This window comes from Achromobacter sp. MUI-25009338, assembly GCF_057359325.1.
In genome coordinates this window covers 4943275-4955909 of record NZ_CM170627.1, presented here as the reverse complement: position 1 = coordinate 4955909, position 12635 = coordinate 4943275, and the positions used below count along the sequence as shown (strand labels likewise).

Here is a 12635-nt window from a genome sequence, read left to right as displayed (position 1 = left end):
GCGCCGCCGGCGCGGCCTTCAGGCCGCGCGCGGCGCCTGGATCTGCTCGATCAGTTCGCGCGCGCAGCCGGGCAGGGCGTCGATGTCGCGCACCAGCAGCTTGCGCTCGCGCACGACCCAGGGCTCGTCCAGCTCCAGCACGCGCAGCTTCATGTCCGCGCCGTAACGGCGCGCGGCGGAATCGGGGATGACGCCGATGCCCACGCCCGCCTGCACCATCCGGCAGATCGAATCGAAGCTGTAGAGCTGGATGCGCTGCGGCAGGCGCTGCCCGACCCGTTCGAGCTGGTCGCGCAGGAACGCCACCAGCGTGGAGCCTTCGTGCATGGTCACGAACGGGTAGCGCACGGCGTCGACCAGCTTGATTCTTTCCTGATCCTGCAGGGGATGGCCGTTGGGCACCACCACCACCAGCCGGTCGGTGCTGAAGTGGATGGTCTGCAGTTCGGGCGCGTCGACCGGCCCGGCCACGATGCCCAGGTCGGTGGTGCCGTCGAGCACGCCGCGCACGATGTCGCGCGTCAGCCGTTCCTGCAGGTCCACCGTAACCCCGGGGTGGACCGACAGGAATTGCGCCAGGATGTCCGGCATGAACTCGGTGACCGCCGTGGTATTGGCGAAGATGCGGATGTGGCCCGCGTCGCCGTCGGCCTGTTCCTGGAAGTCGTGCTTCAGGTGGTCGACCTGGCGCATGATGACCCGGGCGTGCTGCAGCAGCTTCTGGCCGGCGGGCGTGATCTCCACGCCGCGGCTGTCGCGGTATAGCAGCCGCGTGTTCAGCTGGTTTTCAAGCGCCTTGATCCGCACGCTGACCGCCGCCAGGGACAGGTGCGCCCGCTTGGCGGCCTGGGTCAGGCTGGGGGATTCGGCGATGTGGATGAACAGGCGGAGGTCGGCGAGGTCGAAGTGCATGGGCCATATATTACGGCGGGCGGGGCCGATTCAGGCGCCGCAAACCCCGCCTTGAGGAAAAACGAATTCACAACGGGAACGGCTTGCGGGCATGCTTCAGGCTGTGAAAAAACCCACCAGAGGACATGGGAATGACGACTAATGATCCGACCGCCTGGATCGGCAGCGGCGAACGCATGGCGGACGCCATGGACCCCGGCCACGCCGCGCGCATCGCGGCCACCCTGGGCGCGCCCGCGCCGGGCCAGGGCGAGGCCTTGCCGCCGCTGTGGCAATGGGCGTTCTTCATCAGCACGGTAGGCATGGACGGATTGGGGACGGATGGACATCCGGCGCGCGGCGGCTTTCTGCCGCCGGCCCACGACCGCAACCGCATGTGGGCCGGCGGGCGCGTGGAATTCCGCCAGCCGCTGAAGGTCGGCGTGCCGGCCGAGCGCGTGTCGCGCGTCATCGACGTCAAGGAAAAGACCGGCCGCACCGGCGCGCTGCTGTTCGTGACGGTGAGCCACGACTACCACCAGGCCGGCGAGATCGCCATCCACGAAGAGCAGGACATCGTCTACCGCCAGCCCACGCCGCCCAAGCTGGCGGGCAGCGAGCCGGCGCCCGAGGCGCAATGGCGCGACACGGTCGAGCCGTCCTCGGTGCTGCTGTTCCGCTATTCGGCGGTGACCTTCAACGGCCACCGCATCCATTACGACCATCCCTACGTGACCGGCACGGAAGGCTATCCGGGCCTGGTCGTGCACGGCCCGCTCATCGCCACGGAAATGGTCGCGGCCTTCGTGCGCGCCCATCCCAAGGCGCGCTTGACCCATCTTTCGTACCGCGGCCTGCGCCCGCTGATCGCGCCCAGGCCCTTCCAGGCGGCCGGCCGCTTGACCGAGCCGGGCGTGGCCCAGCTCTGGGCCGAGCAGGACGGCACCCTGGCCCACCAAGCCGAACTGAGGTTTTCCGAATGAGCAATCAGGCTCCCCGTCCGCTGGACGGCATCACCGTCGTCAGCCTGGAACACGCCATCGCCGCGCCTTTCTGCACCCGCCAGCTGGCGGACATGGGCGCGCGCGTGATCAAGATCGAGCGCCCCGGCAGCGGCGACTTCGCGCGCGGCTACGACGAACGCGTGCGCGGCCTGTCCTCGCACTTCGTCTGGACCAACCGCTCCAAGGAAAGCCTGACGCTGGATCTCAAGCGCGAGGAAGCCGGCGGCATCATGGAGCGCCTGCTGGCCTCGGCCGACGTGCTGGTGCAGAACCTCGCGCCCGGCGCGGCCGCGCGCCTGGGGCTGTCGTTCGAAACCCTGCACCGGAAGTATCCGCGCCTGATCGTCTGCGACATCTCCGGCTACGGCGAGGGCGGCCCCTACCAGGACAAGAAGGCCTACGACCTGCTGATCCAGAGCGAAAGCGGTTTCCTGTCGGTGACCGGCACCCAGGAAGATCCGGTCAAGGCGGGCAGCTCCATCGCCGACATCGCCGCCGGCATGTATGCCTATTCGGCCATCCTGAATGCGCTGCTGCTGCGCCAGAAGACCGGCCTGGGCAGCCGCCTGGACGTGTCCATGCTGGAGAGCATGGTCGAGTGGATGGGCTTCCCGATGTACTACGCATTCGAGGGCGGCTCGCCGCCGGTGCGCGCCGGCGCCTCGCACGCCTCGATCTATCCCTACGGGCCGTTCCCGGTGGGCGGCGGCGCCACCATCATGCTGGGCGTGCAGAACGACCGCGAATGGCGCGTGTTCTGCGCCCAGGTGCTGCGCCAGGCCGAATTGGCGGAAGACCCGCGCTTTACCTCGAATTCGCTGCGCACCGCGAACCGCGCGGACCTGCGCGCGCTGATCGTGGCGGCCTTCGCCGACCTGTCCATCGAGCAGGTGACCCAGCGGCTGGAGGACGCGCAGATCGCCAACGCCCGCGTCAACGACATGGCCGGCGTCTGGGCCCATCCGCAGTTGCAGGCGCGCGCGCGCTGGAGCCGCGTCGACAGCCCGGCCGGCGAGCTGCCGGCGCTGCTGCCGCCGGCCAGCAGCAGCGCGTTCGCGCCGCGCATGGACGCCGTGCCGGCGGTAGGCCAAAACACGGATGCGGTGCTAGCATCCTTGGGATACGCGCCCGAACAAGTGGCGCAATTCCATGCCTCGGAGGTCGTGTGACCCATCCTGTCGTCCGTAGCGCGCTGTTCGTGCCCGCCTCGCGGGCCGAGCGCATTCCCAAGGCGCTGGCCGCAGGCGCCGATACCGTCATCGTCGACCTGGAAGACGCGGTCGAGCACCTGGCCAAGGACGCGGCCCGCGAAGCGCTGTGCGATTTCCTGGGCACGCATCCGGGCGTGCGGCTGTGGGTGCGGATCAACGACGCCTCCACGCCCTGGCACGACGACGATCTCAAGGCCTGCCGGGGCAAGGCCGGCGTGGCCGGCATCCTGCTGCCCAAGGCCGAAAGCCTGGCGCAGGTGCGCCACGTGGCCCAGACCGGGCTGCCGGTGATCCCGCTGCTGGAAACCGCCCAGGGCATACTCAACGCCGCCGAGGTCGCGGCCACGCCCGGCGTGGCGCGGCTGGCCTTCGGCAGCCTGGACTACGGGCTGGACCTGGGGCTGGCGCCCGACACGCCGGGCGCCGCGGCGGTGCTGGACCAGGCGCGCGTGCAGGTGCTGCTGCACACCCGCGCCGCCGGCCTGGCGCCGGCGCTGGACGGCGTGTTCCCCGGCGTGCAGGACCAGGCCGGGCTGGCCCAGGCCGCCGGCCGCGCACAGCAGATGGGGTTCGGCGGCATGCTGTGCATTCATCCGACGCAGGTCGGCATCATTCATGCGGCCTTCGTGCCGGCGCCCGATGAGCTGGACTGGGCGCGCCGCGTCGTCGCCGCGCACCGCGATACCGCGGCCGGCACCTTCATGCTGGACGGCAGGATGGTCGACGCCCCCGTCGTCGCGCGCGCCCGGGTGGTGCTGGCGCAGGCGGGGGAATCCGGCGCCTAGCCGGCAGCTCTTTCCGGCGGCCCCATGCGAGAAGCGCTCTTCATCGGACATACCTACATCGACGTCACCGTGCTGGCCGACCATTGGCCCAGCGGCGACGAGAAGAGCGTGGCGCGCGACTACGCCGTGTCCTTCGGCGGCAACGCCGTCACGGCCGCGTTCGCCTGCGCGCGCCTGGGCATGCCGCCCGACCTGATCTGCACGCTGGCGCCCGACTGGCTGGGCCACATGTACAGCGACATGGCGGCGGCGCATGGCGTGTCGGTGCACGCGCGCCAGGTGCGGCGCTCGTCGCTGTCGTTCATCATGCCCAACGGCGGCAAGCGGGCCATCGTGCGCGCCCGCGACACGGAATACCTGAACGATTTTCCGCGCCTGGACATCGGCGGCTACCGCGCCCTGCACCTGGACGGCCACCAGCCCGATGCCGCGCTGCACTACGCGCGCGCCTGCCGCGAGGCGGGCGTGCTGACCTCGCTGGACGGCGGCGGCGTGCGCGAGAACACCGATGAACTGCTGCGCTACATCGACGTGGCGGTCTGCGCCGAGCGCATGTGCGAACAGCTCGGCCTGTCGCCGCAGGAAATGCTGGACCTGCTCAAGGCGCGCGGCTGCCGCATCGGCGCCGTGACGATGGGCGAACGCGGCATGCTCTGGTACGACGAGAGCGGCACGGTGGCCACGCTACCGTCGCTGGACGTGCCCGCCGCGCGCATCGTCGACACCTCGGGAGCGGGCGACGTGTTCCACGGCGCCTATGTCTGGTCCTATCTGAACCGGCCCGAACAGCCCTGGGCGGAACACTTCACCTTCGCGCGCGCCGCGTCCGCCCACAAGATCCAGCACCTGGGCAACGAGGCGGGCCTGCCGCGGGTCGAGGACGTGGAGCGGGCGATGATGCGTTTTGCGCCGAAGGCGTGAGGGTGTAGCGCGCGATTGTCTGAATAAGAACTCAAGTCTCGAGCGCGCGTAACCCATCGGCCGGCGCAAGCCGGCATTCTCCTGGTGAAAAGAACTGGCCTCTTGCCACGAAAATCGGCGGCTTGCGCCGCCTGATGGGTTACGCGCGGTTGAGATATGCGTTCTTGCTTAAGGATTCTCGCGCTGCACCCATCCTACGCAACCCGCGCTATCGCCTGGTCGTGGATTTCGCCGAGCCAGTCGTCCAGGCGCCTGCCTTGCAGCGTCAGGTCGGGGGCCAGGTCGCGCAGCGGCAGCAGCACGAAGGCGCGCTGGTGCATGCGGGGATGGGGCAGGGACAGGCGCTCGTGCGCCATGGCGGTGTCGCCGTACAGCAGCAGGTCCAGGTCCAGCGTGCGCGGCGCGTTCTTGTAGGGGCGCTGGCGGCCGTGGCGGTTTTCCAGCGCCTGCAGCGCATCCAGCAGCGCCAGCGGGGCCAGGCGCGTGTCCAGCGCCGCGACCGCGTTGACGAAGTCCGGGCCGGTCGCTTCCACCGGCGCGCTGCGGTAGAACGGCGAAGCCGTCACCGCCAGCACGCCTTCGGTGTCGCGCAGCTCGGCCAGCACCTGGCGCAGCGTGGCCGCGCCGTCGCCCAGGTTGGCGCCCAGGCCGACGTAGGCGCGCGCGGGGGCGGTCGCCATGTCAGCCGGCGCTGGGCGCGCTGCGCGGGCCGGAACGGCGCGGGCGGCGGCGCTTGCGCGGGGCCGGGGCGTCGCCGGCGTCGCGCGGCTGGCGCGCGACTTCTTCGATCATTTCGGCGCGGGCCACGTCGTCGGCGTTGGCCAGGTCCATCCACCATTGCGCCAGCACGCTGTCGAACTCGCCGGCGGCGGCGCGCAGCTGCAGGAAGTCGCAGGCCGCGCGGAAGCGCGGCTGCTCGATCATGCGGAAAATGCTCTTGCCCATGCGGCGCTCGAAGCGCGGCTGCATGAACCAGATCTCGCGCATGTCCGAGGAAAAGCGGCGCTGGATCGCGAGCTTCTCGGTCTGTTCGTCGAGCACCGAGTCGGCCGCCTGCGACAGCGCCGGTATGGTGTGCTCGCCCTGGGCGCGCAGCTGCTTCCAGCGCACGTCCACCTGCTGCCACAGCAGCGCGGCGAACAGGAAGCTGGGGCTGATGGTCTTGCCCGCGCGCACGCGCGCGTCGGTGCGTTCCAGCGCCAGTTCCACGAAATGCTCGCCGCCGGGCTGCTCCAGCACCACGTCCAGCAGCGGCAGCAGGCCTTTGTGCAGGCCGTCGGCGCGCAGCTGGCGCAGGCAGTCCATGGCATGGCCGCAGGTCAGCAGCTTGAGCATTTCGTCGAACAGGCGCGAGGCCGGCACGTTCTCGATCAGGTCGGCCATCGTGCCGATGGGTTCGCGCGTGGCCGGGTCGATGGAGCCGTTGAGCTTGGCGGCGAAGCGCACCGCGCGCAGCATGCGCACCGGGTCTTCGCGGTAGCGCCGGGCCGGATCGCCGATGATGCGGATCTGGCGCTTCTTCAGGTCGGCCACGCCGTTGTGGTAGTCGATGACTTCCTCGGTATGCGGGTCGTAGTACAGCGCGTTCATGGTGAAGTCGCGGCGCTTGGCGTCTTCTTCCTGGGTGCCGAACACGTTGTCGCGCAGGATGCGGCCGTGCTCGTCGGTCTCCTGGTCTTCCGAGGCGGGCGCGCGGAAGGTGGAGGTCTCGATGATCTCCTGGCCGAACACCACGTGCACCAGCTGGAAGCGGCGGCCGATGATGCGGGCGCGGCGAAACAGCGGCCGGATCTGCTCGGGCGTGGCGTTGGTGGCGACGTCGAAGTCCTTGGGTTCCAGGCCCACGATCAGATCGCGCACGGCGCCGCCGACGATATAGGCCTCATAGCCGTGCTGGCGCAGGACCTCGCAGACCTTGATGGCGTGACGCGACACGTTGCGGCGGTCGATGCCGTGCTTGTCGCGTGCGATGCGCTGGGGTCCCCGGGGAGCCGGCGCGAACAGTCGGCCGACGAATTTTTTTATGGTTTCTGTGATCATTTAGGACTTCGCATCTTCCATGTGGTCGAACAAGTCGATCACTTGCCAGCCGCGTTCCTGCGCGATCTTGCGCAGGGTGGGGCTGGGATTGGCGGCGATCGGACGGGTGACTTTCTCGAGCAGCGGAACATCGTTTACCGAATCGCTATAGAAGAACGATTCGGAGAAATCCGCAAGTCCCAGGTCCATGCCGGCCAGCCAGTGGTTGACGCGCAGGACCTTGCCTTCCTTGAAACTGGGGATGCCGAGGATGCGGCCGGTGTAGCGCCCGTGCAGGTATTCCGCGTCGGTGGCCACCAGGTGGGGCACGCCGAAGGCGCGCGCGATGGGCGCGGTGACGAAGCTGTTGGTGGCGGTGACGACCGCGCACAGGTCGCCGGCTTCCAGGTGCGATTGCACCAGCTCGCGCGCCGCCGGCGTCATGGACGGGCGGATCACCTCGTTCATGAAGGACTCGTGCCAGGCGGCCAGGTCGTAGGGCGCGTGCGCGGCCAGCAACCCGAGCATGAACTCGGCGGCCTGTTCGGCGGTGAGTTCGCCGCGGTTGTAGCGGTCCATCAGGTCGTCGTTGCGGCGGCGGGCGGCGTCGGGATCGCCCGCGCGGCCCGTGCGTGCCAGATAGTCGGCCCATTGATAGTCGCTGTCGAGCGGCAACAGGGTGTGATCCAGGTCGAACAGGGCGAGACGTCGGGAGGTCATTTGGGTTGCGAATCAGGGTCTGCGAGCATGGCGCGCAGCAGGGGCAGGGTGATGGGACGGCCGGTGGCCAGGGAATAGCGGTCCAGCGCGTCGAGCAGCGCCGTCAGCTTGCGGATGTCGCGTTCGTGGTGCGTGAGCATCCAGTTGATGATTTCCGGCGCCAGCTGCATGCCGCGCTCGGCGGCCTTGGCCGACAGGGCCGCCAGCTTGTCGGCGTCGGAAAGCGGATCGAGGCGGAAGACCAGGTCCCAGCCCAGGCGCGTGCGCAGGTCCTCGCGCAGCGGCATGGACAGCGGAGCGCGGTCGCCGGCCAGCGCCAGCGCGAAGGCGCGGCCGGTGGCCGCGGATTCGCGCCAGCGGTTGTACAGCGCGAACAGCGCCGCCTGGCGGCTGTCGTCCATGCGGTGCACGTCGTCGACGGCCACGAACTTGGGCATGGGCGACTTGGAATCGGCCTCGGCCAGGCGGCGCAGCATGTTTTCGCCGGTGGGGGCGTCGATGTAGACGGCGTCGCGGCGCGCGGTCAGGGCGCGCAGCAGGTGGCTGCGGCCGCAGCCCGCGGCGCCCCAGATGTACAGGGCGCGGCCGGGCGCGAGCGCGCGCACGGCGGCGAGCGCTTCGCCGTTGGGGCCGGCAATATAGTTGTTCAGCGATGGCGCTGGCGCGGGAAGAACGTCGAGCAGCAGCTGGCGGTTCATGAGAGCTTATCAATCAGGCTTTTGCGAAAGCGGGCGGTCCACATGGCGGGATTTCCGCGAGCGACTGGCCGGGTAGCGCGTCACCGGGGCCGAAAAGCCAAAAAACGGGTCCGGCGAACCCTACACTTTAAACCACCTGGGGCAGCGGTGTCGCGCCGGCCGGAAAGGGCCTGCCGGCGCGCGTTCCCGGCGCCCCGGGCGGCTTATCCCTGCCCGGGCCCGCAACATCGTAAAATGCAGGGCGTTCCACCCAAATCCCAGCAATTGTTACATACCCCACGGCATTTCACATGACGAATCAACCTACCGCCCCTCTGACCTACCGCGACGCTGGTGTCGATATCGACGCAGGCGACGCCCTGGTCGACCGTATCAAACCGCTTGCGGCCCGCACCATGCGTGCCGGAGTGCTGGCCGGTATCGGCGGCTTCGGCGGCTTGTTCGAAGTGCCCAAGACCTTCAAGGAGCCGGTGCTGGTCTCGGGCACCGACGGCGTGGGCACCAAGCTGCGCCTGGCTTTCGACTGGAACCGCCACGACACCGTGGGCATCGACCTGGTCGCCATGAGCGTCAACGACATCCTGGTGCAGGGCGCCGAGCCGCTGTTCTTCCTGGATTACTTCGGCTGCGGCAAGCTCTCGGTGGACACGGCGGCGGCGGTGGTGGGCGGTATCGCCAAGGGCTGCGAACTGTCGGGCTGCGCGCTGATCGGCGGCGAGACCGCCGAAATGCCGGGCATGTACCCCGACGGCGAGTACGACCTGGCCGGCTTTGCCGTGGGCGCGGTCGAAAAATCGGCCATCATCACCGGCAAGACCATCAAGGCCGGCGACGTGGTCCTGGGCCTGGCGTCCAGCGGCGCGCACTCCAACGGCTACTCGCTGCTGCGCAAGATCCTGGAACGCGCCAACGCCAAGCCCGACGACGATTTCCACGGCCAGCCGCTGGCCGACGTGGTCATGGCCCCGACCCGCATCTACGTCAAGCAGGTGCTGGCCGCGCTGGCCAAGCACGGCGCCGCCATCAAGGGCCTGGCCCACATCACCGGCGGTGGCCTGCTGGACAACGTGCCGCGCATCCTGCAGCCCGGCCTGTCGGCCAGGCTGCACCGCGCCAACTGGGAAATGCCCAAGCTGTTCCAGTGGCTGCAGCAGCAGGGCGGCGTCGAAGACACCGAGATGTACCGCGTATTCAACTGCGGCATCGGCATGGTGCTGGTGGTGGACCCGGCCCAGGCCGAAGCCATCGCCGCCACGCTGCGCGAGCAGGGCGAAACCGTCAGCACGCTGGGCGAAATCGTCGAGCAGCAGGAAGGCATGGCGCAGACCTTCGTCGTCTGACCGCCGTCTTTCGCGGAAAGAAAACCGCAAGGCCCGATGAGGGGCTTGCGGTTTTTTTTCGTCCCGGCCGATCGTCAGTGCGGCAGGACGGCCGCCACCGCGTCTATGGTCCGCGCCACGGCGTCGGCCGCCAGACAGTCCACGATGACACGCCCGGGTTGGGCGCGCAGCCACGTGATCTGGCGCTTGGCCAGCTGGCGCGTGGCGGCGATGCCCTGTTCGCGCGCGGCGTCCAGGTCGATCTCGCCGTCCAGGTGCGCCCACATCTGGCGGTATCCCACGCAGCGCACGGAAGGCAGGCCCGGATGCAGGTCGGCCCTGGCGTGCAGGCCGCGCACCTCGTCGAGCAGGCCCTGTTCCAGCATGGCGTCGAAGCGCTGCGCGATGCGCGCATGCAGCGCGGCGCGGTCCGAGGGTTCCAGGCTGATGGTGAGATAGCGGTGGGCGCCCTCATCGGGCTGGCGCTGGCCGCGCAGCAGCAGGGCGGACATGGGCTGGCCCGAAAGCATGCAGACCTCGAGCGCGCGCTGGATGCGTTGGCTGTCGTTGGGCGCCAGCCGCGCCGCGGTGGCCGGGTCGAGCCGCGCCAGTTCGGCATGCAGCGCCGGCCAGCCTTGCTGCGCCGCGCGCGCCTCGAGTTCGGCGCGCAGCGCCGGATCGGCCTGGGGCAGGTCGTCCAGGCCGTCGCGCAGGGCCTTGTAGTACATCATGGTGCCGCCGGCCAGAAGCGGAATGCGGCCGCGCGCGCGGACCTCGTCGATCAGGCGCAGCGCGTCGGCCACGAACTCGGCCGCCGAGTACGACTGGGCCGGATCGCGGATGTCCAGCAGGTGCTGCGGCACCAAGGCCTGTTCGGCCGGCGAGGGCTTGGCCGTGCCGATGTCCATGCCGCGATAGATGGTGGCCGAGTCCACGTTGACGATTTCCAGCGGCCAGCGCCGCGCCAGCGCCAGCGTAGACGCGCTCTTGCCGGCCGCGGTGGGGCCGGCCAGGCAGATCACCGGCGGCGCCGGATGGGATAGGGAAGTGGAAGACAAGGCTATTGCCCGCGCAGGAAGAGTTTGTCCAGGTCGGACACCGACCACTGCACCCAGGTCGGGCGGCCGTGGTTGCACTGGTCTGCGCGTTCGGTCGCTTCCATCTGGCGCAGCAGCGCGTTCATTTCTTCGAGCGTGAGCTTGCGGTTGGCGCGCACCGAGCCGTGGCAGGCCATGGTGGCCAGCAGTTCGTTGCGCTGTTCGGTCAGCAGGCGCGACACGCCCACCGCGCCCAGGTCGCGCAGCACGGCGCGCGCCAGGGTTTCGATGTCGCCGCGCGCCAGCAGCGCCGGCACGCTGCGCACCGCGATCGAGGTGGGGCCCGACGGACGCAGTTCGAAGCCGAGTTCATCGAGCTGCGCTTCGAACTCCTCGACCAGCGCCACGTCCTTTTCCTGGGCGTGGAACACCACCGGCACCAGCAGGTCCTGGCGCGGCAGGCTGCGCGCGTCCAGGGCCTGCTTGAGCTGTTCGTAGACCACCCGTTCGTGGGCGGCGTGCATGTCCACCAGCACCATGCCGCGGCGGTTCTGCGCCAGGATGTAGATGCCGTGCAGCTGCCCCAGCGCCATGCCCAGCGGATGCTCTTCGTCGGCGGGCAGGGGCGCGGCCGGCGCCGCCGCTGCCGGAGCGGGCTCGCGCAGGGTCTGGGCCTTGGGAGCCATGCCGTCGTCCAGCGGGCGGTAGAGCGATTTCCAGTCAGCCGCCGGTATGCCGGCGGGCTCGGCGTGCAGCCGGAACGGGACCTGGGTGTGCGGGCGTTGCGGCGCGGGCGAGGGCCGCAGGCCGTAGGATGCCGCGGCGCCGCCGTCGTGGGACGGCCTGGCGGGCTCGGTGGGACGGGGCGCGGGGGCCGGGGTCGAAGCCGGTGGCGCAACGGCCTGCGTCTCGAAGCCGGCGTCGTCCGGTTCGTTTGGCGTCACCGCCGACGAGCCGCCGGTCTGCGCCAGCGTCTGGCCGACGGCATGGGACACGAAGCGATGCACCGCGCCGCTGTCGCGGAAGCGCACCTCGTGCTTGGCGGGGTGGACGTTGACGTCGACCGCGGCCGGATCGATGTCCAGGAACAGCACGTAGGCCGGCTGGCGGTCGCCGTGCAGCACGTCCGCGTAGGCCGCGCGCAGCGCGTGGCTGACGGTGCGGTCGCGCACGTAGCGGCCGTTGACGTACAGGTACTGGCGGTCGGCCCGGGCGCGCGCGGCGGTGGGGCGGGTGATCATGCCGGCCAGGCTGACATTGCCCACCGAGTGCGACAGCAGCAGGCCGTGCTCGGCGAACTCGGCGCCCAGCACGTCGCGGATGCGCTGCGGCGGCTCGGCCGGCAGCCATTGGCGCTGCGCGCGGTCGTGGTGGAACAGGCGGAACGCGATCTGCGGGTGCGCCAGCGCGATGCGCTCCATCGCGTCGACGCAATGGCCGAACTCCGTGGCCTCGGAACGCAGGAACTTGCGGCGGGCCGGCACGGCGTCGAACAGCTGGCGCACGTCCACCGTGGTGCCGGGCGGGCCCGAGGCGGGGCTGACCTGCATGCTGCCGGCGTCGATCTGCCAGGCGTGCTCGCCGTCGCGGGTGCGGGAAATGATGCTTACCTGCGCCACCGACGCGATCGAGGCCAGGGCCTCGCCGCGAAACCCCATGGAAGCCACCGACTCCAGCTCGTCGAGCGAGCGGATCTTGCTGGTGGCGTGGCGCGCCAGCGCCAGCGGCAGTTCCTCGGGCGGGATGCCGCCGCCGTCGTCCGTGACGGCGATACGGCGGATGCCGCCGCCTTCGAGCCGCACTTCGATCGCGCGCCCGCCAGCGTCGATCGCGTTCTCGAGGATTTCCTTGAGCACGGAAGCGGGCCGCTCGATGACCTCGCCGGCAGCGATCTGGCTGATCAGCAGGTCGGGAAGCGCAAGAATGGAACGGCGGTCGGTCATGTGGCTGGATATTTCTGGCATGGCTATGCGGACGATTTTAGCGTCATGGATGCCTGGGCTATAGTCGCTGACACGTTCCCACCTCAA

At 69.8% G+C, this 12635-nt stretch carries 12 protein-coding genes; 5 read left to right on the top strand and 7 right to left on the bottom strand.

Features of this window, described 5'->3' with window-relative positions:
- Window positions 1–18: 18 nt before the first annotated feature.
- Window positions 19–912 carry a LysR family transcriptional regulator gene (locus AC1IQ6_RS23415; RefSeq protein ID WP_102775493.1) on the bottom strand — a complete coding sequence of 298 codons (894 nt, stop codon included), beginning with the start codon at window positions 910–912 and terminating at the stop codon, window positions 19–21.
- A 131-nt stretch (window positions 913–1043) separates the two neighbouring features.
- On the opposite strand from AC1IQ6_RS23415, the gene AC1IQ6_RS23410 reads away from it, so the two are divergent.
- Genes AC1IQ6_RS23410 through AC1IQ6_RS23395 form a run of 4 tightly spaced genes read left to right on the top strand, consistent with a single transcriptional unit; the run spans window position 1044 to window position 4812 of the window.
- Complete coding sequence (locus AC1IQ6_RS23410) at window positions 1044–1874, top strand: HTD2 family dehydratase (protein ID WP_111826402.1); 831 nt, start codon at window positions 1044–1046, stop codon at window positions 1872–1874.
- Entirely contained in the window at window positions 1871–3064 is a 1194-nt protein-coding gene (locus AC1IQ6_RS23405; protein WP_485865375.1) for a CaiB/BaiF CoA transferase family protein, read from the top strand. The genes AC1IQ6_RS23410 and AC1IQ6_RS23405 overlap by 4 nt, the downstream gene beginning before the upstream one ends.
- Window positions 3061–3891 carry an HpcH/HpaI aldolase/citrate lyase family protein gene (locus AC1IQ6_RS23400; protein ID WP_111826404.1) on the top strand — a complete coding sequence of 277 codons (831 nt, stop codon included), beginning with the start codon at window positions 3061–3063 and terminating at the stop codon, window positions 3889–3891. Before AC1IQ6_RS23405 ends, AC1IQ6_RS23400 begins: the two co-directional genes overlap by 4 nt.
- 24 nt (window positions 3892–3915) lie before the next feature.
- The gene (locus AC1IQ6_RS23395) at window positions 3916–4812 is read left to right on the top strand and encodes a sugar kinase (protein WP_102775496.1); all 897 of its coding nucleotides are present in this window, start codon (window positions 3916–3918) and stop codon (window positions 4810–4812) included.
- Window positions 4813–5006: 194 nt separating this feature from the next.
- Here AC1IQ6_RS23395 and AC1IQ6_RS23390 read toward each other — a convergent pair whose 3' ends face one another.
- The 4 genes from AC1IQ6_RS23390 to hda are packed head-to-tail and all read right to left on the bottom strand — an operon-like array spanning window position 5007 to window position 8249.
- A complete protein-coding gene (locus AC1IQ6_RS23390) occupies window positions 5007–5492 on the bottom strand; it encodes a 2-amino-4-hydroxy-6-hydroxymethyldihydropteridine diphosphokinase (RefSeq protein WP_111826405.1) in 486 nt (161 codons plus the stop codon).
- Window position 5493: 1 nt separating this feature from the next.
- The gene (pcnB, locus tag AC1IQ6_RS23385) at window positions 5494–6852 is read right to left on the bottom strand and encodes a polynucleotide adenylyltransferase PcnB (RefSeq protein ID WP_102775498.1); all 1359 of its coding nucleotides are present in this window, start codon (window positions 6850–6852) and stop codon (window positions 5494–5496) included.
- Window positions 6853–7551: an HAD family hydrolase gene (locus AC1IQ6_RS23380; RefSeq protein ID WP_102775499.1), complete on the bottom strand. Its 699-nt coding sequence runs from the start codon at window positions 7549–7551 to the stop codon at window positions 6853–6855.
- A complete protein-coding gene (gene hda / locus AC1IQ6_RS23375) occupies window positions 7548–8249 on the bottom strand; it encodes a DnaA regulatory inactivator Hda (RefSeq protein ID WP_102775500.1) in 702 nt (233 codons plus the stop codon). Before hda ends, AC1IQ6_RS23380 begins: the two co-directional genes overlap by 4 nt.
- 290 nt (window positions 8250–8539) lie before the next feature.
- Between hda and purM the strand changes: the two genes are divergently transcribed.
- On the top strand, window positions 8540–9589 hold the full coding sequence (purM, locus tag AC1IQ6_RS23370; RefSeq protein ID WP_102775501.1) for a phosphoribosylformylglycinamidine cyclo-ligase: 1050 nt from the start codon (window positions 8540–8542) through the stop codon (window positions 9587–9589).
- Window positions 9590–9663: 74 nt separating this feature from the next.
- On the opposite strand, the gene miaA is transcribed toward purM, so the two are convergent.
- The gene (miaA, locus tag AC1IQ6_RS23365; RefSeq protein ID WP_485865374.1) at window positions 9664–10626 is read right to left on the bottom strand and encodes a tRNA (adenosine(37)-N6)-dimethylallyltransferase MiaA; all 963 of its coding nucleotides are present in this window, start codon (window positions 10624–10626) and stop codon (window positions 9664–9666) included.
- 2 nt (window positions 10627–10628) lie between these two features.
- A complete protein-coding gene (gene mutL, locus AC1IQ6_RS23360) occupies window positions 10629–12548 on the bottom strand; it encodes a DNA mismatch repair endonuclease MutL (RefSeq protein ID WP_485866598.1) in 1920 nt (639 codons plus the stop codon).
- Between the last annotated feature and the right edge of the window lie 87 nt (window positions 12549–12635).